Below are 25730 nucleotides of genomic sequence, written 5' to 3'. Positions count from 1 at the left end.
ATAGTATTATGAAAAAATATAAATATATAATTTTAGGATGTTTGCTGTTTTTAGTTACTGCATGTAATGAAGATCGATTAATAGAAACACCTCAGGATTTTTTAACTCCTGAAATATCCTATATCAATCCCGAAGATTTTGAAGCGGCCTTGGTTTCTAATTATGCTATAATGAGAGCGCTTAATCAAGGTTCGAACAATACGTTGATGCATTCTGGTACAGATTTATGTATGGCAGCCAGGAGCCCAGAAACAGGAGGGTTAGGAGATTACAGAACCGGTCAAATTCCTTCTGCAGGATATGTATTGGATTTTTGGAAACGGTATTATAAAATGATAGCGAATTCGAATGTGATCTTAAATAGAATTGTAGACGTTGAGTACCCTTCTCAGGCAGATAAAGATTTACATGTGGCAGAAGCGAGATGGTTTCGTGCATTTGCTTACAGATCTTTAGCATTTCTTTATGGTGGTGTACCTATTGTGCTAGATGAAATTTCAACTCCTAGCAGGGATTTTACAAGAGCTACTTTGGCTGAAACATTAGATCAGGCTATTCAGGATTTTGAGTATGCCGCGTCAATTCTACCCGGTGTTGCAGAAGTAGCAGCTCCAGGAAGGTTAAACAATGCAGCAGCTAATCACTATTTGGCAGAATTATACATCGCTACTGGAGAATTAGATAAAGCTATTACAGCTGCTTCTACAGTAATTAACGACCCAAATATTAACTTAATGACAGCACGTTTTGGGAGAAGAGCCAGCGACGATGGAGATCCTTATTGGGATTTATTTCAAAGGTTTAACCAAAACAGAGGAAGTTCGGGAAATACAGAAGGTATCTTAGTTTTGCAAGAAGAGTTTAATATTCCTGGTAATACAGAAATTAACATTGAAAAAGTAGATAATAATTTCAGATACGAGAGATATTATGGATGCCTATATTGGTTCTTAAATGGACCAGATGGACAAAAAATATTTTTTGCTGCCTCTACTCAAAATGGAGGAAGACCAGTAGGGTTCATTCGTCCTACACCATATTATACCCATGCTATTTGGGGATGGGATAGCAATGCCGGAACCTTTGCTGCCGATGTAAGAAACCACAATCGTAATATTCAAAGAGACTGGGTTTGCGATAACCCATCGTCTGCATACTTTGGACAAAACATAAGTGATTTTCCTCAAACTTGGTTCGATAATCTGTCGGCACAAGATACATTACGTGATTTTTATCCGAATGTTACTAAAATTTCAACGTATAACGATCATCCAGATGAAATTTTGGCTAATACCGAAACAGGAGCGATGGCTAATTTTTCTGGGCAAACATTTACAGACTGGTATCAAATTCGTGTAGCAGAAACCTATTTACTTAGAGCAGAAGCTTATTTGGCTCAGGGCAATGCAACTAATGCTGCCAACGATATAAATATGATAAGAAATAGAGCGCAAGCTACACCGGTTACACCTGGCGAAGTTGACATTGATTACATTTTGGATGAACGGATGAGAGAATTGAATTATGAAGAGAACAGAAGGATAACATTAAGCAGACTGAAGCTTGTATATGATAGAACGGTGATAGGGAACCCTTTTGCTGGTCTTACCATAGAGCCTCATAACAATTTAATGCCTATTCCATTTAGCGAAATAGAATTAAATACACTGGGAGATTTAGAACAGAACCCTGGATATACGAATTAAATGATTTGACCTATTTTTTTATACATTTTTGTTTGAGTTAGTTTAAAAAAAACAGACCTTTAGGGGTAAAGGTCTGTTTTTTATTCGTTATCAGATTTAAGGCTCTTAAAATTAAAATGTTATAAATAAACTTAATATTAATTATCAATTATTAAATAAAGCAAAAATGAAGAAACTTATTTTATCATGTATTATCGTAATCATTCTAGTGCCTAATTTAAAAGCGCAGTCTATTTACGATAAAGCAACTATAAAAGAACTTATGGATAGGGTAAACGCCTATCAATTAAAAAATCCATGGCAGAAATACGACGATAACTGGATTCGAGGTACTTACTATGCAGGTGTTATGGCCTGTTACTTTGCAACCGAAGATGAGACATTTTTGAAACAAAGTGATGCCCTTTGTGAATCTTTAAACTGGACGTTGCCAACTTTGCCTCCTGTTCATGATGCCAGTGGTGTAAACTTACTTACCTGTGGGCAAACCATGATAGAATCTTATATGGCAAAAAGAGATAAAAAGAAGATAAAATCTATAATAGAACATCTTGAAAATCCGGCGATAAGAAACCCTGTTTCTAACCCTAGAGAATGGTATTACGAAGGTGGAACCCGCTATGTTGACGGATTGTTTACAGGTCCTCCAGCTTTAGCGATGTTATATGATGTAACAGGAAATAAGAAGTATTTAGAATGGATGGATGCCTGTTTTTGGGATGTATATGGTAAACTGTATAACACCGATTTAGACTTATTTTATCGTGATAAACGTTTTTTCCCATCAAACACAGAAGGAAATAAACAAATAATCTGGTCTAGAGGAAATGGTTGGGCCATAGCAGGAATTGCACGAATATTAGAGTACCTGCCTATGGAGCATGGCAACTATAAGAGGTACGAGGAAGTAATGAAAGGTATGGCAGCAGCTCTTAAAAAATGCCAATCTGAAGAAGGATTTTGGTACCCTAATTTAGCCGATCCAGATTATGCACCGTTTAAAGAAACAAGTGGAACAAGCTTCTTTATTTATGGCATAGCATATGGCATTAATCATGGTATTTTATCCAAAGAAGAATATATTCCTGTAGTTAAAAAAGCATGGAAATCGGTTACTGACGAAATAAGTAAAAAAGGAAAGGTACAATGGGGACAACTTGTTGGTGATAGACCTGTTAATCTATCGAAAGATGATTCTCATGAATATGTTACGGGAACATTTTTATTAGCAGCCAGCGAAATGTATAAAATGAATTTAAATAATAATTAATTATTAAGATGACAGAAATAAGTTATAATGAAAGGTTTGAGTCGCACCCAGGCGATGTTAAAGCATATGGAACAGATAAATTAAGAGACACTTTTCTTATAGACAAAGTTTTTGATGAAGGTAGAATAATACTAACATATACGCATTACGATAGATTTATTGCAGGAGGTGCTGTCCCAAAAGAAAAACCATTAACACTTGAACCAATTGACCCGTTAAAGGCAGAGCATTTTTGCGACAGACGTGAGTTAGGAATTATAAATATAGGAGGAAATGGTGTTGTAAAAGTTGATGGTGTTGATTACGATATAGCTAATAAAGAAGCAATATATATTGGTATGGGAGCTAAGTCTGTAATCTTTGAAAGTAAGAACAGCAACGAACCTGCATTGTTTTATATTAACTCTTCTCCAGCTCATAAAACTTTTCCAACAAAAAAGATAACGATTGACGATGTAGCACTTGTGGATTTGGGAAGAGCAGAAGACGCCAACGAAAGACAGATTATACAATATATAGTTGCTGCAACAACATCGACATGCCAGTTGCAAATGGGAATTACAGAATTAAAACCTGGTAGTATCTGGAATACGATGCCTGCACATACGCATAACAGAAGGATGGAAGTGTATTTGTATACGAATGTACAGGAAAATCACATGGTGTGTCATTTCATGGGGCAAGCCCAGGAAACAAGACACATATGGATGTCTAACAATCAAGCTGTAATTTCCCCGCCATGGTCAATACATTCAGGAGCAGGAACATCAAATTATAGTTTTGTTTGGGGAATGGCAGGAGAAAATCTTGATTTTATGGATATGGATGGGATTAAGCCAGAAGATTTAAGATAATTACGAATTGATTAATAGTATTGATGAAGAAAATAATTTAAAAGAATGGGTTTAAAAAACATATTACTTTTTGTTTTTTCAATGTTCACGGTTATGAGTTGTAAAGATTCTCATGTTACTGAAAAAACAGCGAATAAGAAGCTTACAACAGCAGCTGCCGTTGCTTTAATTCCTTTAGGTGCATTGTCTAAAAAAGGAGTTGAAAACGACATGCACCCGCTTTCCGAAAACATAAATGTATTTTTACAAAATCAGGAAAAAGCAGAGAGTTTTACACCAACTGGTCTTCATCGTAAAGATTATTTAAAAATCATAGACGCTCAGGTAAGAGCGATGATTAAATATCAAGATAAGGATGGTAGAATTATTGACCCTGTAGAGAATGTAGAGAAATATTATACAACACCCTGTTTTGCCCATAGTGTGGCGGCTTTGGTAGCATCGTCCCATATTGATGTAAACGATAGTTTAGCTTTAAGAGGCATGAAGGCTCTAGATATCTCACTTACCGATATGGTAAATGCAACGGTTAATGGTAATCATGGCGATTTTTACACATGGCCCGTTATGCTAGCTTACGAAACTTATAAACCATTTGTAAGTAAAGAGCAACTAAAATCCTGGGACGATAAAATACATTCGATTCAAGTTGAAAAGCTGTACCGTACCTATAATAAACCCAAAGAGAATAATTGGGTATTGGTACACACAGCAGGTGAATTTTTAAGAGCCAAAAGCGGATTTACTAACTATGATTATGTAGAGAAAATGTTAGGGCTGCAACTTTCTAATTTCACAGATTTGGGCATGTATAATGAGCATGGTAATCCGCTACCTTACGATTTGTTTCCTAGACATTATCTTTCTGGGATGCTTCAACTGGAATATAAAGGCCCCCAAGCTACCAGTTTAAGACATTATTTATGGAAAGGCGCCTGGACTTCATTATTTATGCAGTCGCCATTTGGTGAATTAGGAACGGGATACAGAAGTAGTCATCATATCTGGAACGAAGCACAACAATGCGTTGTTTTTGAGATTTATGCTAATGCGTATGCCCGTGCCGGTAGAGAAAAGGAAGCAGGTGCTTTTAAAAGAGCAGCTATGATGTCCTTGAATTCTATGAATCAATGGATAAGAGAAGATGGTTCTGGCTACATTGTAAAAAATCGTTTTCCTATAGAAAACAAACATGGGTACGAGCGTTATTCCATACACACATGTTATAATATGCTTGCCACATCCATGTTAGCTCAGGCTTGGGAATTTTCAAATAATGAGATAGAAGAATTACCATCGCCAGCCGATATTGGAGGTTTTGTCTTACCAATTGTGAATCCGTTCCATAAAATTTTTGCGAATGCAGCAGGAACCTATTTGGAATACGATACGAACGGAGATCAGAAATATAACCCAACAGGTATTATTCGGGTACATTTAAAAGGAGGGCATCCGCAATTAGGACCATCAGACGGGATAGCGTCATATATAAATAAAGACAAGAAAAGTGTTGCTTTAGGGCCATTATGGCAAAATGAAGAAGGCACATGGGTGTCTTTATCAGAACAGAAGAATAAATCATCCAAAGTTGAAATTCTGGAAAGCAATACAAAGGAGGCAAAATTTCGTATTACACACGATATAACAAACCCTGGAAAGAAATCGTCTCAGGTTACAATAATTGAAACCATTTCAATTACAGATGGAAAAGTTGTTGTTAAAAATGAGTTTAAAGGAGTTGTTGGTAACAAGCGTTTAACATGGCCAATGTTGGTGTATGATGGTAAAGACCGTGTAAATGTTCAATTAACAGAATCGATGGCATCGTTAGAGCTTAAAGGAAAGGGGGTTCAATTTAATGTTGAAACTCCAAAAAATGTAAGCCTAAAACGAAAACAAGTTGAGTTAAAACACAGAAACGGTATTTGCGACGTAGCCTATGCCGAGTTTAGTGAAAATACAGTTATATACAGTTTAACACCTAAAAATTAGCTTATGTCAAGATTAAAAAAAATAATAGCCAGTGTTCTACCTGGGATATTTCTTATAGGCTATAATGTTGGTACCGGAAGCGTTACATCAATGTCTAAAGCCGGTGCTAATTTTGGTTTGGATCTGCTTTGGACGGTACTTGTAAGTTGTATTATAACATATTACTTAATCATACTGTTTAGCCGCTATACCATGGTTACCGGCGAAACCGTTATACAAGGAATAAAAAAACGAATACATCCCGGTTTAGCCATTACCTTATTAATTGCGCTTTCAACTATTATTGTAAGTGCATTAACAGGTTTGTTGGGGATTCTGGCAGAAGTATTACATGTTTGGTCCGAGAGTATTATGCCATGGGAAATATCTACTTTAGCATGGTCTATAATTGTTGGCCTGTTAGTTTATGTTATAATATGGGTAGGAAATTATGCCATGTTTGAAAAGATACTGGCGATTCTTGTTGCAATAATGGGAATAGCATTTATCGCGACCATGTTTATAAACTTCCCTTCCTTTTCAGATCTTATGTCTGGATTGTTTGTTCCTAAACTACCAGAAGCTACAGAAGGAAGCGATAATAGCCCTTTGGTCGTTATTGCCGGAATGGTAGGAACCACAGTTTCAGTTTTCGCTTTTATTATACGATCGCAAATCGTTAAAGATATGGGTTGGAACATGTCCGACAATGCTTTACAAAAGCGTGATGCATTTGTAAGTGCCTCCATGATGTTTTTAATTAGTGCAGCAGTATTAATTACGGCCGCCTCAACATTACATGTTCAGGGGTTGAGGTTAAATAATGTTGCCGAGATGATTCCTTTAATGGAACCCATCGCCGGAAAAGCAGCACTTGGTGTTTTTGTTATAGGAATATTAGCAGCAGGATTGTCATCTCACCTCCCAAATATGTTGGTAATCCCATGGTTAATAATTGACTATAAAAACGAAGAACGAAATACCAAAACAACATACCACAGGATTTTAGTATTTATTTTAACATTAACAAGTGTTTTAGGAATCGCATTAGGATTCAAACCCGTATTTATCCTCATATTATCTCAGGCATGTATAGCAATAGTATTACCTATTACAATAGGTTCTATATTCTATTTAACCTGTAAAAAAAGCTTAATGGGTAAACATGTAAACAAGGTGTACGATTACGTAATATTAAGCATTATCATGTTGTTTACACTCTACGTAAGTAGCCTAGGAATTGAAGGCTTAATAGACGATCTGTCAAGTATATTATCTTAGCATTAATAGCGATTAGTTTGTAAAACGTGGTGATTGACAATTCATGCAATCACCACGTTTGTTCGTTTATTTGCCAACAAAATATAAAATCCGGTCTTGTATTAATCCGAAATTCAATTAAATTGAGGTAATAATGAGCTATCAAGTACGTTACTAAACAGTGTGTAAGTAGCTCTATTAATACTTATACTAAACGCTGTATATAATTTGAAAACTAAAAAATCAAAATGAACTTTAAAGAAAAAACCGTTGGAATTATTGGGGTTTTATCGGTCTTGATTTTAGTTATCACTTTGCTAATATTTGGTTATTTAAATCAGGAATTTAGCTTTATTAATGATTTTATAAGCAAACTTGGTGCGAAAGGAGAACCTAACGCAATATGGTTCAACATAATTGGATTTATAATAGTTGGATTACTACTCTTTGTATTTGGACTAACATATGGGAATTTACTAAATGACAAATTATTGTCAACGCTGTTATCACTATTTGGATTGGGATTTGCTTTTACAGCTATACCAATAGATATGCAAATGTCTGAAACACCATTTTCTAAAGCACATATAGTGGCAATCTGTCTTGGATTAGCATTTTGGCTTTTTGGACTTTCAAGACTTGGCTATAACAGGGCATTAAAAAAAGGAACTAGAACCAGAGCAAATTTTACCGCTACAATTCTTGTGTTATCAATAATAGGATTTATACTTGGGTTTTGGTCTATGCCGATAACTCATAGATTAGTATTTGGAATTGTATTTGGATGGACTGCTTTGACCTCCGTAGAATTGATCTATAAGAGAGAAATCAATAAGGCTGGAAACTAATTTAGCGTAAACCATTACCCCTTAACGAACAATTATATTATCAGTAAACTAAGTAACATGCTATAGTTACTTTAGAAAAATTACGAACCTAACTCCCTATAACAATTTGTTATCTTTGATGCCTTATGAATGAATATTTTAAATCGATCATTCTGCAGAAAACAGGAGCTTCTTCATTAATTGAAAAAGAGATGATTCAGGAATTGTGGAGTGGGTACGGAAAAATCATGAGAGTTGGATTGAAGAATGCTTCTATTGAAAGTGTAGTGGTAAAGCATGTTCAGTTGCCTGCGTATAAAAATCACCCTCGAGGATGGAATACAGATATCGGTCATCAACGAAAGGTGAAGTCATATAAAGTGGAAACAACATGGTATGACACATATAGTAAAAACAGTACTGCTCGTCTGCCACAATGCTTGGCCATTGATAGGCAAGATGATGAGGTGATGATGGTGCTGGAGGATTTGGATGAAGCAGGCTATTCCTTACGCAAAGGTACTGTTACATGGGAAGAGATATCTTCCTGTTTGGCATGGTTGGCACAATTTCACGCAAGTTATCTGGGAAAAGCTCCAGATGGGCTTTGGGAAGTAGGAACCTATTGGCATTTAGAGACTAGACCTCATGAATTAGCAGTATTGGAAGATCAAAGGTTGAGGGAGGCAGCTTCTACTATTAATGAAAAACTGAATACATGTAAGTACAAAACGTTTGTTCACGGGGATGCAAAACTCGCAAACTTCTGTTTTGCTCAAGATGGACAAGTTGCTGGAGTAGATTTTCAGTATGTAGGTGGTGGGTGCGGAATGAAAGATGTGGCGTACTTTATAGGAAGTTGTCTTAACGAAAAGGAATGTGAACGTTTAGAAGCACAAATTTTAGATACTTATTTCACATGTTTACAAAGTGAGCTTAAGGAAAGAAATGAGGCGCTAGAAACCGAATGGCGGTCTTTATATAGAGTAGCTTGGGCGGACTTTCATCGCTTTATAAAAGGATGGAGTCCAGATCACTGGAAGATTAATAGTTATAGTGAACGTATTACAGCAGAAGTGATTAATAGTTTATAAAAATGGATCTGTTACAACTTAATAATATAGCGATCAAAGCAGCCCTTTCAGCAGGAAAAATTATTCAGCAGTATATGAGTGATGATGTTCCGGTAGAGAAGAAGAAAGCAGGGACAAGCTATGCCTCACAAGTCGTAACCGAAGTAGACAGAGCATGTGAAAAAGCAATTCTTTCTCATCTACTTCCCACCTGTAAAGCGTTTAATTTAGCACTTTTATCAGAAGAGACTGAAGATGATCGTAGTCGATTCTATGAAGATTTTTTTTGGTGCATTGACCCGATGGACGGAACGCTTGCTTTTATTAATAAACAACCAGGGTTTTCTGTATCTATAGCCTTAATTGCAAAAGATGGGACACCATATATTGGAGTTGTGTTTGATCCTAACACAAATACATTGTACTATGCCATCAAAGGGAATGGAGCCTATAAGAATTATAGCCCTTGGGAAATTAAACACACGAATAATCATTTAACCTACGTAACAGATCGGAAATTAAAGGATACACACCAAGCAGCCGAAATAGAAAGATTATTAAATGAAAATGTAGAGCGATTGGGTTTAAATGGGGTAAAAGAAATTGCTGGTTCGGGTGCAGTATTAAATGGCATTCTTGTGCTGGAAAATGGTCCGGCATGTATGCTAAAGCTTCCTAAAAAAGAAAACGGTGGGGGAAGTATATGGGACTTTGCAGCTACGGCATGTATTTATCAAGAATTAGGATTGCCCGCAACGAATTTTGAAGGAGGAAGATTAGACCTGAATATAAAAGATGATACTTTTATGAATCACCAAGGTATCTATTATGCTAATTTCATTATAAATAAGTAGTTGATAGGCATTAATTTATCAGAAAGGGTATCATAATAATAAATTTGAGCTATGTGTCGATACGCAATGACAACTTATAAATCTCATTATGCCTGTTTTAATTGTAGAAAAACATTTAAAAGAAGGTTGCTGAGTGATATTAATGGAGGACAAAGTAAGGATGAAAAAGAATCACCAGCGAAATGCCCAGAATGCAGTAGTTTAATGGCTAATATGGGATTGGATTTTGAATCTCCCAAGAAAACAGATATAAAAGCGTGGAATCATATATCCACATTATATAAAGTTGGAATTACGTTTCATTCTTGTGGTTGCAGTGGACCTGGTTATATACCAAACGACTCAAAAGCTTTAATTAATTATTTCGAAAAAATAAAAGAACATTATTTAGAACATCAACACTTTTGGGCGCAAAGAAAAAAAGATCCAGAAATACAATGTGATATTGCTAAAGATGAATATCAAAATGCAACCTTTCTCTATCGTATTCCAAAAGAAATGAAAAAAGGTTCAAAAAAGAAACCTAAATATGATGCTCGAAATGCCCAAATATATTGGAATGAAAGAGTTGTCCAAATTGAGGAAAAAATTGAAAAAGTAAAAATACTAACACTATAAACAAAACATAGCTGTCCTTTAGGCAAGTGACGTTTGTTATATTCAAAGTCACCAAACAGTTGAAAAAAGAAATGAAAAAACTTCTGATTTTAATATTTACACTTTCAATTTTATTGAGTTGCGATCAAAAAAAATCCAATAAAAAAGAATCTAAACCAGAATCCAAAACAGATATAAAAACGCCAGATACAACAGTTGTTTATTGGCAAACTGATTTTGACACAATTAGAAACAATCAAGAAGTGAGAATTGGGAATGATTTACATCAACTTGAATTGAAAACTTACTCATTAAATGATAGTTCAATTGTAGCTGTAAATGGAAATTACAAAGGGATTTATCACGATTATGTATCTCAAATAATACTAACCAAACAAAAAGACACAATACTAAATAGAAAATTGACAAAAAAAGCCTTTAAAGACAGCCTTAATACAGAGTTTTATAAATTATGTGTACTTACAGAAATTGAATATGATGGAATTCGTTCAAATCGACTCTTTTTTAAAGGTTCCTTAAATGTTCCAGATACTGATTGGGTTATTGGAAACGACTTTGGAGTTTTCTATCAAACGAAAAAGAAGAATCAAATTGATTCTTGGGACTATGAGGATATCGGATTATAAAAATCGTTTGTTACAAAGACGTGTATAAAGCATATTTAGTAAATACCAAATTTTTAATTTGACTCTGTGTGAATCCGAAAAGTTAGCATCTTTTTGTATGTTACATTTCACACACAAGACTGTCAGCTACCATAAAAGAAATGAAATACTACTTATCGTCATACAAATTCGGAAATAAAATTGAAGAATTAAAAAAACTAATTCCTGATAATAATAGAATCGGTCATATAAATAATTCGAGAGATTGGGTTGGCTCAGACCTTGAAAGAGCGAACAAACATCAAAATGAAGAAATTGAATTTCTGAATGGGATTGGATTCAAAGCTGAACCTTTAGATTTGAAAATGTATTTTCATAAAAAAGATGACCTAAGAAATAAACTCAATTCCTTGGGAGCATTATGGGTTAGTGGAGGAAATACCTTTGTACTAAGGATGGCGATGAAATTAAGTGGATTCGATGAGATATTTAAAGAATTAAAAAATAAGACTGATTTTCTTTATGGAGGATATAGTGCTGGAATTTGTATTCTCTCAGATTCTTTAAAATCAATTGAAAATGTAGACGACCCTAATAATTTTCCCTACGAAGAAATCGACAAACCAATTTATGAGGGATTAGGAATTTATAATTACTCATTTATGCCTCATTATGATTCTGATCATTTTGAGTCGGAAGCAATAGGCAAGGAAATTCAAAGATGTATAGATAACAAATGGCTTTTTAAAGCTTTAAGAGATGGAGATGTAATAATTGAAGAATAAAAAAACTTCTAAATCCAGAGTTAAAAACACTCGATTATAAAATGGAATTAATAATTTAGTTTTTTGTACAAAACGTATTAATCATGGATGAACTAACCTTAACAACTCCTGCTCTATTATTTTCGGCAATATCTTTAATTATGCTGGCTTACACCAATAGATTTTTGGCTTATGCAGCTATAATACGAAACTTGCACGATAAGTATCAAAAGGAAAAGGATTCCGTTTTAATGGCTCAAATAAAAAATATAAAACACCGCTTATATTTAACCCGCTCTATGCAAATTTTTGGGATTACCAGTTTGTTATTTTGTGTACTTACCATGTTTTTAATTTACATACAACAACATACTATTGCGGTTTGGGTATTTGGTTTAGCTCTTATTTTATTAATATTTTCTTTGGCTTTTTTAATTTGGGAAATTCAAATTTCAGTAAAAGCTTTAGAGCATCATATTAATGATATTGAGAACAGATAAGCTAATTTGGTTTTTGCTACCAGTTTGTAGCTGATAGTGATTACACAGAGTTTTTAACTTTTCAAGCTGATCATAACATAAAAACCTCTATCCGTTTTATTAAATACATTTTTTTATTCTTAGCATTTTAATTGACACGAAGTTACACACTTTAAATCGTGTGGTATTTCTTATATTTGGGATACTCCGAAAAACACCTTAACCTATGTCTTTACAATTATTGTGAGTAATTCAAAATAAGTAATCATGAAAATAAAAGGGGCAATAGAAATTGATAAATCGAGAGATGAAGTTGTAAAATACTTTGCCGATCCAAAATATCTTGGGGAGTATCAAGATGGATTTGTTAAAAAAGAACTGGTAAGCGGAGTACAAGGTGAGAAAGGAGCTGTGTCTAAGATGTACTATAGACAAGGAAAACGAGATATGGAATTAACCGAAGCCATAACGAATAATCAATTACCAGATTTGTTTGAATCAAACTATCATCATAAGCACATGGACAATACAATGAAATGTGAATTTATAGTATTAGATGATAATCGCACGAGGTATGAGTACGAATTTGAGTATACTCGAATAAATTGGTTTATGCCAAAAATGATGGCGATTTTATTTCCAAGTATGTATAAAAAGCCAGCCCAAAAATGGATGATACAATTTAAAGAATTCGTCGAAAACCAATAATTACACAGGAAGAATTTGAATTCTAAACCCTGAACACTTAAGTTGTAATTTTCGACATCAAGTCTTAGTAAATATCAAACATGAAAGATCTAGCTATAAGACATTCCAATAACCCAATTTTATCTCCAGAAAATGTAAGTCCCAGTTCAGCAGAGATGGTTGTTGAATGTGTATTAAACCCCGGAGTTTTTATTTTTAATAACAAAATTTGGTTATTAGTAAGAGTAGCGGAAAGAACTGTACAAAATACTGGAGAAGTAACGGTTCCTATTTACAATGAAGAAGGAGGATTGAAAATGCTAAAATTTAAAAGCAACGATCTTAAATTAAATAAGGAAGACCCTCGTGTAATAAATTATAATGGGACAGATTATTTAACCACGATTTCACACTTAAGGCTGTTTTATAGCGAAGACGGTAGCACATTCCATGAGTCTGGGAATCTTTTTGGAGCAGGGAAGTATGAAAGCTATGGTATTGAAGATTGCAGGGTGTCCCAAATAGAAAACACTTACTATTTAAGCTATACCGCAGTTTCTAGCCATGGAGTTAGCGTAGGGCTTCAAACAACCACTAATTGGACAGATTTTAAAAGACATGGGCTTATCTTACCACCCCATAATAAAGACTGTGCCCTGTTCACATCGAAAATACATGGGAAATATTATGCGCTACACCGTCCAAGTAGTCCAGAAATAGGAGGTAATTACTTATGGCTGGCAGAATCGCCAGACGGATTACACTGGGGAAACCACAAGTGTATTGCAAAAACCAGACAGGGAAAATTTGATAGTAAAAGATTAGGAGCAGGAGCAAGCCCAATTAAAACGCCGCATGGCTGGTTGGAAATTTATCATGGTGCAACCGAAACAAATCGCTATTGTTTGGGGGCATTGTTGTTAGATCTAAACGACCCTAGTATAGTAATTGCTCGATCCGAAGAACCCATAATGGAACCATTGGAGCTATACGAAAAGGAAGGTTTTTTGGGGAATGTTGTATTCACCAACGGGCATATAGTAAAAGATGACGAAATCATTATTTATTATGGAGCATCAGACCAGTATGTTTGTCAAGCTAAATTCTCAATAAATGATATTTTAAAACATCTTACTTAATTATTTTAAATGTTTTAAGGTATCTAAGTTAAGACCTCACTTCAAATAAACAATGCAAGGATTTATAGTTTAAACGACCGATTACAATAACATTAAAATAATTTTTTAAGTATTATAGAGGCAACCAAATAAGATTTGATGCATCTTAATGATAAATAAAAAAATTAAAAATGTTATGAAAAAAGTATTATTATTCGCTTTAGCGAGTTTAATGTTATCGTGCGACAAAGAAGACGATAACCCTATTCCAGGAGATAATGAAAACAAGGTTGTTTTGTTGAAAGTTGATTTTTTAACAAACAAATTCGAAGGAGGAAAAGAGCTGGAATTTTCCAAGTCCCCAGACTTTACTATTTCTACAACTTACGAGAGTCCCGGAGATTTTGGCAGTGTTCAACTATATTATAAAGAATTTGAGAAAAAGCTTTTCGATGGAACAATCCATTGGATGGGACTTGGAGAGATGTCTTATCCAGAGAGTGTTAGTTCTCCAAATGCTTTTCAAACGATAGACGAAAATTTGCCATTGCCAGATACTAGTGAATTCGCAAAAGTAATGTACGATGAAAACGCCCATTACCCAGAAACGATTAATTACACGGATATTTGGAATTCTATTGATAATTTAAAGGTCGTTTCAAATTACCGTAACTCAAATCCAGAAGGTAAGATCAACCTGTTTTTATACACACCAAGTGTAGGAGTGGGTGACCCGGCAGACTGGGATTGGTTTATCATTCTGAAAAATTAAACGGTGTACAAAGTTTAGATATATCGAATAATATTTATTCTATTTTCCACAAAAAAAGCGCCTAATCACAGAGCAAAGTCGAAGTGTAGGCGCTTTTATATTTTATGAAGTTGAATCTTTTTATTGATTCATATGTTTTATCTCGTCAATAAATGTATCCAGATCGGCACCATTATCTACTAGTGTAAGTGCTTTATCTATAATATATTTTACATTTTCAGAATGAAACCCAAGTCCTATTCCTAATTTTTTAAGTAAAGTGTTTTCAGAATCACCATTAATAGTATCAACATGTACCATTCTTACTAAATCATACAAACGCTCCAAACGCATGTCGTAAGATACAGGAGGATTAATTGGGTGCGATTTATAATCTTTTAAAATTGATTTATAATTTCCTTCACTAATATCTAAATTGTGTGCCAATCTATCTAAAAATGCTTGTTCCTCATTGGTGATGATACCATCCTCCATGGCAACACGAACAATAGCTGCGAAATGACTTTCATTACGCTTCTTAAATCCACTATCAAATAAATTCGAAAACGACATATTTTTTATTATTTTTTGTTTTTAAAGTCGTGCAAACCTACATATTTTTTATATGAAATGAAAATAATATAAAGTGCTTCTACTCAGTCCAAATTAACAAATAAAAATGAACAAGAAAAATATAAGCAAAAAAGTATTTTCTTAGGTGATTAGTAAGCGGGAAGTGGTTGTGGATAGACCTTGGAAGCGCTTTAAAATATAGAAGAGCGCCGTTTTAAGAAAAGGTTAAACTTTATTTCCTAAGAGTTAACAAGTGTATAACAGTAAATTACAACCTTGAAAAGGTGTAAATTTTATTTATAATTAACATAAAAAACAGAGTAAGCACTATATTTGTGATTTTATTAAATAAAACATTACGTGAGTGAAATCATGATCGCTAAAACCTACGAACAGACTTTGCAAATGCAAAATCTGCAGACAACTATTGCCCAAACTCATTCTCAAGACAAACCTAAACTGCATTTAAAAGGACTTGTTGGTTCTTCATTTTCATTCGTAATTTCGAGTATTTTTAAACAAGCAGACAAACCATTTTTGCTTGTTTTTAACGATAAAGAAGAAGCGGCATTTTATTTAAACGACCTAGAACAGCTTTGCGGAGATAAAGATGTATTGTTCTATCCAGGAAGCTACCGTAGACCATACCAAATAGAAGAAACCGATAATGCGAATGTATTGTTACGGGCAGAGGTTTTAAACCGCATAAACTCACAGAAAAAACCGGCAATAATAGTTACTTATCCAGATGCGCTTTTCGAAAAAGTAGTCACTAGAAAGGAGCTGGAGCGGAATACGTTAAAAGTAGGAGTTGGCGATAATTTGTCTATAGACTTTGTAAACGAAGTCTTGTTCGAATATCAATTTAAACGTGTCGATTTTGTATCAGAGCCAGGAGAGTTTTCGGTACGAGGTGGGATAGTAGATGTATTTTCGTTTTCGCACGACGAACCGTTTAGAATTGAGTTTTTTGGAGATGAAGTAGATAGTATTCGAACCTTCGATGTAGAAACACAACTGTCTATAGACCAAATTAAAAAGATTAACATTATTCCTAATGTAGCTAACAAGTTTCTGGAAGAAAAGCGACAAAGTTTTTTTAAATACATTGCTCAGAAAACAGTAATATGCCTAAAAAATGTCGATTTACTCTTTTCAAGAATCGATGATTTTTACGGTAAAGCGGAAGAAGCGTTCAAAACGCTTTCAAAAGATATTAAACACGCCGAGCCAAACGAACTGTTCTGTAATTCACAACTATTAAAAGAACAATTATTAAATTTTTCAATTATTGAGTTTGGTAGTTCTACTACTATGTCGAGTGCAAAAGATACATCTCTCTCTATTGAATTTAATACTAAACCACAGCCATCATTCAATAAACAATTCAATCTTTTAATAGAGGATTTAATTGCAAATCATAACAAAGGATTTACCAACTATATAGCATGCGTTAGCGAGCAACAAGCGAAACGTTTTCATGATATTTTCGAAGATATTAGTGCAGATAAAAGTATAGATGATGAGGTACATTATAAAACAATTGTTTTGTCCTTACACCAAGGGTTTATAGATCATGATAATAAAATTGTATGCTATACAGATCATCAAATTTTTGAGCGTTATCATAAATTTCATCTTAAAAGCGGTTATGCTAAAAAGCAAGCTATAACACTAAAAGAACTTACTAATTTAGATATTGGCGATTATGTAACCCATATCGATCATGGTATTGGGCGTTTTGGAGGTTTACAAAAAATAGATGTAGAAGGTAAAAAACAAGAAGCTATAAAATTGGTTTATGGTGAACGGGACGTACTGTATTTAAGCATTCACTCGTTACACAAAATCACCAAATTTAATGGTAAAGATGGGAAACCACCTAAAATATATAAACTAGGTAGCAATGCCTGGAAAACCTTAAAACAGAAAACCAAAGCCCGTGTAAAACATGTGGCATTTAACCTGATAAAATTATACGCGAAACGTAAAACAGAGAAGGGTTACCAGTACAACCCAGATAGCTACATGCAACATGAGTTGGAAGCCTCCTTTATTTACGAAGACACACCAGATCAAAGTACAGCTACTGCAGATATTAAAGCCGATATGGAAAGCGAGCGCCCAATGGACAGACTGGTTTGTGGCGATGTTGGTTTTGGTAAAACAGAAGTCGCTATTCGTGCAGCATTCAAGGCGGTCGATAACGGTAAACAAGTTGCAGTTTTAGTGCCAACAACTATATTGGCATATCAGCATTATAGAACGTTTAGGGGGCGATTAAAGGATTTTCCCGTAACGGTAGATTATGTAAACCGATTTAGAACAGGTAAGGAGAAAAGAGAAACCCTAGAAGGGTTAGAAAAAGGAACTGTAGATATTATTATAGGAACACATCAACTCGTAAATAAAAACGTAAAGTTTAAAGATTTAGGGTTGCTCGTTGTTGATGAAGAGCAAAAGTTTGGAGTAGCCGTAAAGGAAAAACTAAAAACTATAAAAGATAATGTTGATGTATTAACACTTACCGCAACACCAATACCTAGAACACTTCAGTTTAGTTTAATGGCGGCCAGGGATTTATCGGTTATAACAACACCGCCTCCAAACCGTTATCCAATAGAAAGTCATGTCATTCGTTTCAATGAAGATGCTATTCGTGATGCCGTTAGTTATGAAATTGAACGTGGCGGACAAATATTTTTTATCCATAACCGTATTGAAAATATTAAAGAAGTAGCAGGCATGATCCAGCGTTTGGTGCCAGATGCTAAAATTGGTATAGGACATGGACAATTGGACGGAAAAAAATTAGAACAACTTATGTTGGCATTTATGGATGGTGCCTTTGATGTTTTGGTTAGTACGACTATAGTTGAAAGCGGACTTGACGTACCAAATGCCAATACTATTTTTATTAATAATGCGAATAACTTTGGATTAAGTGATTTGCATCAAATGCGAGGACGTGTAGGACGAAGTAATAAAAAAGCATTTTGTTATTTTATTACACCAGAATATTCTGCTATGACCGATGATGCCAGAAAGCGTATTACTGCTCTAGAACAGTTTACCGAACTGGGAAGTGGCTTTAACATAGCCATGAAGGATTTAGAGATTCGCGGAGCGGGGGATTTACTTGGGGGTGAACAAAGTGGCTTTATAAACGAAATAGGATTTGACACCTATCAAAAAATATTAAATGAAGCCATAGAAGAACTTAAAGAAAATGAGTTTAAAGACTTGTATAATGAAGATGAAGAAGATAAGGTTTATGTAAAAGAAGTAACGATCGATACCGATTTTGAATTACTCTTCCCAGATAATTACGTTAATAACATTGCAGAGCGACTAAACTTATACACACAACTTAATAATTTAAAAACAGAAGAAGAGTTAAGTATTTTTAAGTCGGAGTTATTAGATCGTTTTGGGGAATTACCAGAGCAAGTGACCGATTTGTTAAATAGTGTCCAAATTAAGTGGATAGCTACTAAAATAGGCTTCGAAAAAGTTATTATGAAACAAGGAAAATTTATAGGTTATTTTATTAATGATCAGCAAAGCAGTTTCTATCAAAGTAGTAACTTTACAAAAGTTTTAAAGTTTGTTCAAACACATCCGAACGATTGTAAAATGAAAGAAAAACAAACCCGAAACGGATTGCGTTTAATGCTTTCGTTCGATAATGTAAAATCGGTAGAGCAAGCACTAAAAGTATTAAAGCCAATCGTGGCTTAGTTATTGTCTAATTAAAAAAAACACCTTGATGCAGAATATCAGGGTTTTGTATAAAAATAGTATTCCAGAGTTGTTTCAGTAACAATAGGAACCTAAATAAAGTATGATTTTGAATCGCTTATTTTTTTTAACCGTTTTATTACCAAGCATTCTTATTGCCCAGCACACAATTGATGGTAAATTTTCGCCAGCGAAAGAGTATGAAGTGGCTTTGTTGTATAGGGTAACCCCAACAGTTTCCGAGTATATCGCAAATGTAAAAGTAGAAGAAGACGGTAGTTTTCAGTTTCAGTTAGATTCTACCGCAACCAAAGGGATTTACAGAATTGTTTATGCCATACCTCAAGAAGATTATAATTTTGATGTTATTTATAACGGAAAAGAAGATATAGCACTTACGTTTAATTCTGAAACAGGCGTTAAGTTTAAAAAATCGATAGAAAACAAATTATTGACATCTTATACCGATAGTATGTCTATGGTTACGCAGAGTATCGGAAATTATTTCAGACAAAAAAGTGAAGATACACTGGCTTTAAAAGCTATTTTTAAAACCCAGGAAGAAACACAATCTAATTATGAAGCTGCTGCAAAAAGCACAATTGCGCTCAGTTTTATAAAAGCCAATAAGCCATACGTACCTAAGAAATTTAAAGATGTTGAAACGTATGTAAGCAACTTGAAGAAACATTATTTCGATTATGTAGATTTTAATAATGAAACACTTCAAAGCTCTAGTTTTTTAGAGGAACGCATGCTTAATTATGTTTTTGGCGTATCGTTTAACCCGGTAGATGAAATAACCAGTTATAAGAAAAGCATAGATGTGTTTTATACAGCTATGAAAAAAGCACCAATAAAAGTTAAAAGAATTTTATTGGTTAGCCTATGGCAACAAATGGCAGATCTAAACTTTGAGAGTGTTGCCAATTACATAGCAGAAGCCTATTTAATGGACATCGCAGTATCATTAAACGACCAAGAACTTTTGCACGGTTTAATGCTGTTTAAAAACCTTTCATTAGGTAGTGAGGCACCGGATTTTTCTTTAGAAATAGAAAAAAACAAAAAAACACTTACTAAAAAGTTAAGTACGTTAGATTTAGCAGAGCGTTATATTCTTGTATTTTGGAGTAGCACGTGTTCGCATTGTTTAGATGAGGTTCCGCAATTACAAGCCTATATTAAGGTTAAAGAAAAAGGAAAAGTTCAGGTTATAGCTATAGCCTTAGAAAATGATGCGTTAAAATGGAAAGAGTTAAAAGCTAAGTATCCAGAATTCATTCATGTTTATGGAGAAGGTAAATGGGATAATGAAATTGGTAATGATTATGGAGTTACTGCAACACCAACCTATTTTGTACTGGATAAGGACAAGCACATCATATCGAAACCAGAAGACTTTGGAGCTTTAAAATTGTTTTTTGAGAAAGACTAGTTTTGTCATAACGAGGAGCGTAACGACGTGGTTATCTGCTGAATTTATGAGATCCTGAAACAAGTTCAGGATGACATTGAATGTCAAAAATGATAAAAAGCGTCTTCCAAATGCTCAATATTGAAACCAGTTCCTTCTTTTACGATGGCTATAATGTCAAAACGGACTTCAACTTCTAAATTATTCACATTTACATATTCGTCAACAGCCTTTACTAAGCGTTGAATTTGTTTTGGTTTTACAAAATCCTGCGGATTGCCAAAATCATTTGTCGAACGTGTTTTAACTTCAATAATAGCTAGCGTGTCTTTTTGTTGAGCAATAATATCAACTTCAGCTTTATCAAAACGGTAATTACGCTCGACAATATCATAACCTTTTTCCAATAAAAAATCGACTGCTAATTGCTCACCTTTTTTTCCTAGTTCGTTGTGTTTTGCCATATTTAACTTCCTGCGGAGGCAGGAATCCCATGTTAGGATTACAATTTAATTAATAGAATTGACTTCTAGCCCAAAAAATGAATTATTGTTTTCGACTATAGTATTATAATGAGGAATAGAAAAACTCCAGGTATGATACATGCGAATTTTCATTTTAATTTCAGTCATTTCTTCACGGCTTAATTGGTGGAGTTTTTTATTGAATTTAAGTAGAGCTTGATTTTTTCTAGCCTCATTATAAACAGAATTAATAATGGCATTCATTTCTAAAAAACTGCCATAAGTAGATTGTAAATCATAAAGACTGAATATTACGTCATTATTTTTAACCCATGGTTTTATAAGTGGTTTTAAATCGGAAAGGTTAATGGTTTTATTATTATAATAAATTTTATCTTTTTTTAGGAGTATAAATTTTGCTTTAGGTGTAAAATCGTCAAAAAAAGGATAGTAAAAAAGGAGTGTAGGAGGGATGTTATAACTACTAGTAGAAGTGTTGGTACTATAGTTGTCATCTTCTCGAAAGGGAGGTAATTTTTTTGTTAACTTCTCGTAATTATAATAAAACCCAATTGAGTCATTGTACATTAAGTGTATGTTATTTATAAAACAAACTTTTAATTGATTAACAATTTTTAAATTATAAAAAATATCTTCAATAAATTTCATGGGAATTGTCTTGTCAATAAATAGAAAAGTAGAATGAAAAGGAGTTAATTCTTCTCTTCTACTGCCTCTTGAATAACTCAAAAATTCAGGTAATTCATTTATTTCAGCATATTTATCATTTAGTTGTAAGCAGGGTTTTCCATTATCTAACCTTTTTCCATAATAAACATAATTTATTAAATCATTATTTTTTTTAGTAGTTTTAGTTAATTCTGAAACTTTAGGTAGATCAATTTTTAATAATGGTTTAACCCAATATAAAGTGTCGTGATAATTTTTTAAAAGATAAATGGAATCATTTAGAGTCAATGTGTCTTCTTCGACTAATGCACTGATAGTTATATTATTGAATTTAAATTTTTCTTTTTCGATTTTTAGTGGATATTTATTCCAAAAATCAAAATAAGTATAATTAAACTTTATAGAATCGTTTTCAATAACAATACTTTTGGCTTCATTATAATAATAACTAGGTTTTAAATAACTATTAGTCCATTTTCCTTGATACTTTTCTTTTTTATCACAAGAAAAAAGAAAGACGATGGAAGCTAAAATCAAGAAGTTTTTTTTCATAATAGCCAAAGGGTTTAATCTTTAGCCACAATAAAGATACCAAACTTGCCAAAAAGCTTCGTTCTGTCATTCATAAGCCTGTCTGTCGGCAGACAGGGAGGAACGACTGAAGAATCTAGTAGGGTGGGCAACTAAGATTAAGAGATTCCATGCCTGCCGGCAGGTTCGCTTGCTTCGGTTCCGCTCAGCACAAGTCATTCTGAATGACATCATCCCCTAAACAAGAAGAAATCATCCTTCATATGTTCAATTTTGGAGTCTTCGTTGGTAATAATATAATCGATAGCTTGAGATGTGAAATCGGTTCCTTTTTTTGTTAATGATACGATGTCATTATTAATAAGAATCATATTGTTTTTGAGTGCTAAATCCAGTACCGTTTTAGAACGAACCTTTTGCCAATTAATATGTTCGTTAAGGTGATTTACATGACGTTCCTCTTCTTCGTTATGGTTCCTTAAATGCAATAAAAAGGTAAGTAAGGATACTTCTGTGCGTTGTTGTTTTTCACGGTAAAGTACAGCAATAACACCTTTGTTTGGAGCAAATAAGTAAACTATTAAAAATAGTAAGCCCAACATAGTCGTGATAGAACCTGCAATGGAAGCATCTAACCAATGCGCCACCCAATAACCCGAAATAGCGCTAAATACACCAAAGCAAATAGCATAAGCAAGCATGCGTTTTAAATTGGTGGTAAGCAAATAGGCAGTAGCAGCGGGAGCAATCATTAAAGCAACCACTAAAATAGCCCCAACAGCATCAAAAGCCCCAACAGTTGTAACCGAAGAAACCGTCATAAGACCATAATGAAGTACCGCAGGTGAAAACCCTAGAGAAGCAGATAAACCAGCATCAAAAGTGCTTAATTTAAGTTCTTTAAAGAACGCAAATAACAATCCGAAAGTGATTAATAAAATACAGCCAATAATCCATAACGATTTTGGACCAACATCTACTCCGGCAATGAACAACCTATCAAAAGGAGCAAAAGCCAATTCGCCTAACAGTACAGCATCTACATCTAAATGAACATCATTGGCGTTTTTGGCAATTAAAATAACACCAATACTAAACAATACAGGAAATACTAAGCCAATGGCAGTATCTTCCTTTACCAGCCCAGTTTTTTGAATATATTCTACCAAAATCACTGTAATAATACCCGTTAACGCTGCCAAAAGAATTAACAACGGTGAGTTTAAATCTTGAGTAATAAAAAAACCAATAACAATACCGGGTAAAATAGAATGGCTAATAGCATCGCTAATCATTGCCATTTTTCGCAGAACTAAAAACGTACCCGGAATGGCGCAAGCAACGGCAACTAAACTGGCAATAAGTTGTATTTCTATCTGTGCGCTACTCATTATTTTCAGATTGTTGATTGTATAAATTAGCGGCTGTTTTAAAGCCTTCTTCCGTTAGGCTCCACATGTTTCCGTTCAATGTTACATAGTTTTTATTTACCAACTTCTGAAGTGTAGAACGTGTATACCCTTGAAAATTATTGAGTATTTTAATAGTATGTGGATGTGAAATATTTTCGTGTGTTTTAGCAATGTGATGCATAAAAGCTAAAGTTTTATGCAATTGCAGATCACGACGGTTTTTTATAAACCTAATTTGTTTAAACAATAAACCTCTACTAGGTGAAAATATAAAAGAAATCAGGACAAATACTCCGGCAACAATAACAATTACAGGACCTGTTGATAGATTGTTTTGACTGGCACTAATAGCAGTTCCAAAAACACCAGAAAAGGCTCCAAATATAGCAGAGAGAATGACCATGATTCCTAAGCTATTCGTCCATTGTCGAGCAGCGGCAGCAGGAGCTAAGAGCATAGCACTCATAAGTACAACACCAACGGTTTGCAAGCCTAATACAATAGCTAATACGATAAATGTGGTAATTAAAATATCAATAAACTTGGTATTGAAACCAAGTGTTTTAGTGTAGTCGGCATCAAAAAGAAGAATTTTAAATTCTTTCCAAAAGAGCAATAATACGATAAGGCAAATACTGGTTACTATAGCCATAAGCCAAACATCACTTTCTACTAGAGTGGCCGCCTGTCCGAATAAATATTTATCCAACCCAGCTTGATTAGCATTGGGTTGTTTTTGAATGAAGGTGAGCAGAAGCATTCCAAAACCAAAAAATAGCGATAAGATAAGCCCTAAAGCCGTATCTGATTTTAGATGTGTTTTGCTTATAATGCCACGAATCCAAAATGTACCAATAAGACCACTTATCAGAGCACCTAATAATAAAACATTGCTATCTTTTGCTCCAGTAATTAAAAAGGCAATAGCAATTCCAGGTAGAGCAGCATGAGAAATAGCATCACCTAAAAGACTTTGTTTTCGTAATACAGCAAAGCTTCCCAGCATACCAGTTACACCACCAAGGATTGCAGTACCAAGGGTAATGGTTCTTAGGGTGTAGTCTGTAAAAACTAGCTTTATGTATTCTGTTATATCCATTTAAAGCCTTTCATATTATAAAGCCTTCTTTTGAGGTTTTTCACTTTGTTCAGAATGACAAGTTGCTTTTCAAGCTGTCATTTTTTATTCACGTCGAGTAAGTACTGCCTGTTGCAACTGCAAACTGTATACTTATCTTATTCTTGTATACTAACCTTATAATTAATACCATAGGTTTTTGTTAAGTTATCATCATTAAAGATGTCTTTAACCGGACCCGTGGCAATTTTCTTTACATTTAAAAAGGTTACCCAGTCGAAATACTCCGGAACTGTTTGTAAATCGTGGTGTACAACGATAACTGTTTTATTCGCTTTTCTTAATTCTTTTAAAATATTAATAATGGCAATTTCGGTGGTGGCATCTACCCCTTGAAATGGTTCATCCATAAAATAAATGGATGCATCCTGTACTAAAGCTCTAGCTAGGAAGATACGTTGCTGCTGTCCGCCAGAAAGCTGACTTATTTGCCTGTTTTTAAAAGGCAGCATGCCCACCTTTTCTAACGCTTCAAGAGCTATCTTTTTTTGTTTTTGTCCGGGGCGTTTTATCCAACCCAAACTACCGTATGTTCCCATCATCACCACATCCAAAGCCGTTGTTGGAAAATCCCAATCTACACTTCCTTTTTGAGGCACATAAGCAACTAACGCACGTTGTTTCTCATAAGATTTGCCATAAATACTAACGCTCCCTGCAATAGGATTTAAAATGCCAAGGATTGATTTTATAAGTGTAGATTTTCCCGCACCATTCGGCCCTACAATAGCCATAAGCACACCTTCAGGAATTTCTAAATCGATATCCCAAAGTACCGGCTTGTAGTTATATGCAACCGTTAAATCGTCTACTTTTACGGCGATGTTTTGTTTCATTTTTTTGTTTCCATTTTACCCTTCCGAATTCAGCTTTTTTAAGCTGAATTCACCTTCCCTAAAATAAGGAAGGAATCCTTTTCAAGATTAT

23 protein-coding genes are annotated in these 25730 nt (G+C 34.2%); 17 read left to right on the top strand and 6 right to left on the bottom strand.

Annotation, left to right across the window (positions count from 1 at the left end; all coding sequences use genetic code 11):
* The first annotated feature begins 8 nt into the window (after window positions 1–8).
* From C1H87_RS11135 to C1H87_RS11065, 15 genes are all read left to right on the top strand, one after another.
* Window positions 9–1706, top strand: a complete 1698-nt coding sequence (locus C1H87_RS11135) for a RagB/SusD family nutrient uptake outer membrane protein (RefSeq protein WP_102755882.1) — start codon at window positions 9–11, stop codon at window positions 1704–1706.
* A gap of 166 nt (window positions 1707–1872) precedes the next feature.
* Window positions 1873–2976, top strand: coding sequence for a glycoside hydrolase family 88 protein (locus C1H87_RS11130; protein WP_102755881.1), 1104 nt, complete (start codon window positions 1873–1875; stop codon window positions 2974–2976).
* 8 nt (window positions 2977–2984) lie between these two features.
* Window positions 2985–3830, top strand: a complete 846-nt coding sequence (gene kduI, locus C1H87_RS11125) for a 5-dehydro-4-deoxy-D-glucuronate isomerase (protein ID WP_102755880.1) — start codon at window positions 2985–2987, stop codon at window positions 3828–3830.
* A gap of 93 nt (window positions 3831–3923) precedes the next feature.
* Window positions 3924–5822 carry a hypothetical protein gene (locus tag C1H87_RS11120; protein ID WP_158655196.1) on the top strand — a complete coding sequence of 633 codons (1899 nt, stop codon included), beginning with the start codon at window positions 3924–3926 and terminating at the stop codon, window positions 5820–5822.
* Between the two features lie 3 nt (window positions 5823–5825).
* Window positions 5826–7082, top strand: a complete 1257-nt coding sequence (locus C1H87_RS11115) for an Nramp family divalent metal transporter (RefSeq protein ID WP_102755878.1) — start codon at window positions 5826–5828, stop codon at window positions 7080–7082.
* Between the two features lie 227 nt (window positions 7083–7309).
* Entirely contained in the window at window positions 7310–7909 is a 600-nt protein-coding gene (locus C1H87_RS11110; protein ID WP_102755877.1) for a DUF998 domain-containing protein, read from the top strand.
* A gap of 125 nt (window positions 7910–8034) precedes the next feature.
* On the top strand, window positions 8035–8982 hold the full coding sequence (locus C1H87_RS11105) for an oxidoreductase family protein (protein ID WP_102755876.1): 948 nt from the start codon (window positions 8035–8037) through the stop codon (window positions 8980–8982).
* A 2-nt stretch (window positions 8983–8984) separates the two neighbouring features.
* Complete coding sequence (locus C1H87_RS11100) at window positions 8985–9815, top strand: 3'(2'),5'-bisphosphate nucleotidase CysQ family protein (RefSeq protein ID WP_102755875.1); 831 nt, start codon at window positions 8985–8987, stop codon at window positions 9813–9815.
* A gap of 51 nt (window positions 9816–9866) precedes the next feature.
* Entirely contained in the window at window positions 9867–10433 is a 567-nt protein-coding gene (locus C1H87_RS11095; RefSeq protein ID WP_102755874.1) for a hypothetical protein, read from the top strand.
* Window positions 10434–10504: 71 nt separating this feature from the next.
* Window positions 10505–11059 (top strand): DUF4738 domain-containing protein, encoded by a 555-nt coding sequence (locus C1H87_RS11090; protein WP_102755873.1) that lies wholly within the window; start codon window positions 10505–10507, stop codon window positions 11057–11059.
* A gap of 140 nt (window positions 11060–11199) precedes the next feature.
* Window positions 11200–11823, top strand: a complete 624-nt coding sequence (locus C1H87_RS11085; RefSeq protein ID WP_102755872.1) for a Type 1 glutamine amidotransferase-like domain-containing protein — start codon at window positions 11200–11202, stop codon at window positions 11821–11823.
* Window positions 11824–11906: 83 nt separating this feature from the next.
* Window positions 11907–12302, top strand: a complete 396-nt coding sequence (locus C1H87_RS11080) for a DUF2721 domain-containing protein (protein WP_102755871.1) — start codon at window positions 11907–11909, stop codon at window positions 12300–12302.
* Between the two features lie 246 nt (window positions 12303–12548).
* The gene (locus C1H87_RS11075) at window positions 12549–12989 is read left to right on the top strand and encodes an SRPBCC family protein (RefSeq protein WP_102755870.1); all 441 of its coding nucleotides are present in this window, start codon (window positions 12549–12551) and stop codon (window positions 12987–12989) included.
* An 80-nt stretch (window positions 12990–13069) separates the two neighbouring features.
* On the top strand, window positions 13070–14107 hold the full coding sequence (locus C1H87_RS11070) for a glycoside hydrolase family 130 protein (RefSeq protein WP_199769353.1): 1038 nt from the start codon (window positions 13070–13072) through the stop codon (window positions 14105–14107).
* A gap of 175 nt (window positions 14108–14282) precedes the next feature.
* On the top strand, window positions 14283–14858 hold the full coding sequence (locus C1H87_RS11065) for a hypothetical protein (protein WP_158655195.1): 576 nt from the start codon (window positions 14283–14285) through the stop codon (window positions 14856–14858).
* 120 nt (window positions 14859–14978) lie between these two features.
* On the opposite strand, the gene C1H87_RS11060 is transcribed toward C1H87_RS11065, so the two are convergent.
* Complete coding sequence (locus C1H87_RS11060) at window positions 14979–15410, bottom strand: tellurite resistance TerB family protein (RefSeq protein WP_102755867.1); 432 nt, start codon at window positions 15408–15410, stop codon at window positions 14979–14981.
* Between the two features lie 405 nt (window positions 15411–15815).
* Here C1H87_RS11060 and mfd point away from each other — a divergent pair, with 405 nt between their 5' ends.
* Both mfd and C1H87_RS11050 read left to right on the top strand, forming a co-directional pair.
* On the top strand, window positions 15816–19151 hold the full coding sequence (mfd, locus tag C1H87_RS11055) for a transcription-repair coupling factor (protein WP_394337963.1): 3336 nt from the start codon (window positions 15816–15818) through the stop codon (window positions 19149–19151).
* 103 nt (window positions 19152–19254) lie between these two features.
* Window positions 19255–20589: a TlpA family protein disulfide reductase gene (locus C1H87_RS11050; protein ID WP_233783434.1), complete on the top strand. Its 1335-nt coding sequence runs from the start codon at window positions 19255–19257 to the stop codon at window positions 20587–20589.
* An 83-nt stretch (window positions 20590–20672) separates the two neighbouring features.
* Here the strand turns inward: C1H87_RS11050 and C1H87_RS11045 are convergent, their stop codons facing one another.
* The 5 genes from C1H87_RS11045 to C1H87_RS11025 all read right to left on the bottom strand — a co-directional run bounded on the left by C1H87_RS11045 (window position 20673) and on the right by C1H87_RS11025 (window position 25639).
* A complete protein-coding gene (locus tag C1H87_RS11045) occupies window positions 20673–21032 on the bottom strand; it encodes a YraN family protein (protein ID WP_102755865.1) in 360 nt (119 codons plus the stop codon).
* A 45-nt stretch (window positions 21033–21077) separates the two neighbouring features.
* Window positions 21078–22274, bottom strand: a complete 1197-nt coding sequence (locus tag C1H87_RS11040; RefSeq protein WP_102755864.1) for a hypothetical protein — start codon at window positions 22272–22274, stop codon at window positions 21078–21080.
* Window positions 22275–22483: 209 nt separating this feature from the next.
* Entirely contained in the window at window positions 22484–23644 is a 1161-nt protein-coding gene (locus C1H87_RS11035; RefSeq protein WP_102755863.1) for a metal ABC transporter permease, read from the bottom strand.
* Complete coding sequence (locus tag C1H87_RS11030; RefSeq protein WP_102755862.1) at window positions 23637–24764, bottom strand: metal ABC transporter permease; 1128 nt, start codon at window positions 24762–24764, stop codon at window positions 23637–23639. Before C1H87_RS11030 ends, C1H87_RS11035 begins: the two co-directional genes overlap by 8 nt.
* 137 nt (window positions 24765–24901) lie before the next feature.
* Complete coding sequence (locus C1H87_RS11025; RefSeq protein ID WP_102755861.1) at window positions 24902–25639, bottom strand: metal ABC transporter ATP-binding protein; 738 nt, start codon at window positions 25637–25639, stop codon at window positions 24902–24904.
* Between the last annotated feature and the right edge of the window lie 91 nt (window positions 25640–25730).

This window comes from Flavivirga eckloniae, assembly GCF_002886045.1.
In the GTDB taxonomy this organism is placed as follows: Bacteria; Bacteroidota; Bacteroidia; order Flavobacteriales; family Flavobacteriaceae; genus Flavivirga; species Flavivirga eckloniae.
This window is presented reverse-complemented; position numbering and strand designations above follow the sequence as displayed.

Coding starts and splice junctions, on each gene's coding strand:
- C1H87_RS11135 (WP_102755882.1), top strand. CDS start 9: ATGAAAAAATATAAATATATAATTTTAGGATGTTTGCTGTTTTTAGTT.
- C1H87_RS11130 (WP_102755881.1), top strand. CDS start 1,873: ATGAAGAAACTTATTTTATCATGTATTATCGTAATCATTCTAGTGCCT.
- kduI (WP_102755880.1), top strand. CDS start 2,985: ATGACAGAAATAAGTTATAATGAAAGGTTTGAGTCGCACCCAGGCGAT.
- C1H87_RS11120 (WP_158655196.1), top strand. CDS start 3,924: ATGAGTTGTAAAGATTCTCATGTTACTGAAAAAACAGCGAATAAGAAG.
- C1H87_RS11115 (WP_102755878.1), top strand. CDS start 5,826: ATGTCAAGATTAAAAAAAATAATAGCCAGTGTTCTACCTGGGATATTT.
- C1H87_RS11110 (WP_102755877.1), top strand. CDS start 7,310: ATGAACTTTAAAGAAAAAACCGTTGGAATTATTGGGGTTTTATCGGTC.
- C1H87_RS11105 (WP_102755876.1), top strand. CDS start 8,035: ATGAATGAATATTTTAAATCGATCATTCTGCAGAAAACAGGAGCTTCT.
- C1H87_RS11100 (WP_102755875.1), top strand. CDS start 8,985: ATGGATCTGTTACAACTTAATAATATAGCGATCAAAGCAGCCCTTTCA.
- C1H87_RS11095 (WP_102755874.1), top strand. CDS start 9,867: ATGTGTCGATACGCAATGACAACTTATAAATCTCATTATGCCTGTTTT.
- C1H87_RS11090 (WP_102755873.1), top strand. CDS start 10,505: ATGAAAAAACTTCTGATTTTAATATTTACACTTTCAATTTTATTGAGT.
- C1H87_RS11085 (WP_102755872.1), top strand. CDS start 11,200: ATGAAATACTACTTATCGTCATACAAATTCGGAAATAAAATTGAAGAA.
- C1H87_RS11080 (WP_102755871.1), top strand. CDS start 11,907: ATGGATGAACTAACCTTAACAACTCCTGCTCTATTATTTTCGGCAATA.
- C1H87_RS11075 (WP_102755870.1), top strand. CDS start 12,549: ATGAAAATAAAAGGGGCAATAGAAATTGATAAATCGAGAGATGAAGTT.
- C1H87_RS11070 (WP_199769353.1), top strand. CDS start 13,070: ATGAAAGATCTAGCTATAAGACATTCCAATAACCCAATTTTATCTCCA.
- C1H87_RS11065 (WP_158655195.1), top strand. CDS start 14,283: ATGAAAAAAGTATTATTATTCGCTTTAGCGAGTTTAATGTTATCGTGC.
- C1H87_RS11060 (WP_102755867.1), bottom strand. CDS start 15,410: ATGTCGTTTTCGAATTTATTTGATAGTGGATTTAAGAAGCGTAATGAA.
- mfd (WP_394337963.1), top strand. CDS start 15,816: ATGCAAAATCTGCAGACAACTATTGCCCAAACTCATTCTCAAGACAAA.
- C1H87_RS11050 (WP_233783434.1), top strand. CDS start 19,255: ATGATTTTGAATCGCTTATTTTTTTTAACCGTTTTATTACCAAGCATT.
- C1H87_RS11045 (WP_102755865.1), bottom strand. CDS start 21,032: ATGGCAAAACACAACGAACTAGGAAAAAAAGGTGAGCAATTAGCAGTC.
- C1H87_RS11040 (WP_102755864.1), bottom strand. CDS start 22,274: ATGAAAAAAAACTTCTTGATTTTAGCTTCCATCGTCTTTCTTTTTTCT.
- C1H87_RS11035 (WP_102755863.1), bottom strand. CDS start 23,644: ATGAGTAGCGCACAGATAGAAATACAACTTATTGCCAGTTTAGTTGCC.
- C1H87_RS11030 (WP_102755862.1), bottom strand. CDS start 24,764: ATGGATATAACAGAATACATAAAGCTAGTTTTTACAGACTACACCCTA.
- C1H87_RS11025 (WP_102755861.1), bottom strand. CDS start 25,639: ATGAAACAAAACATCGCCGTAAAAGTAGACGATTTAACGGTTGCATAT.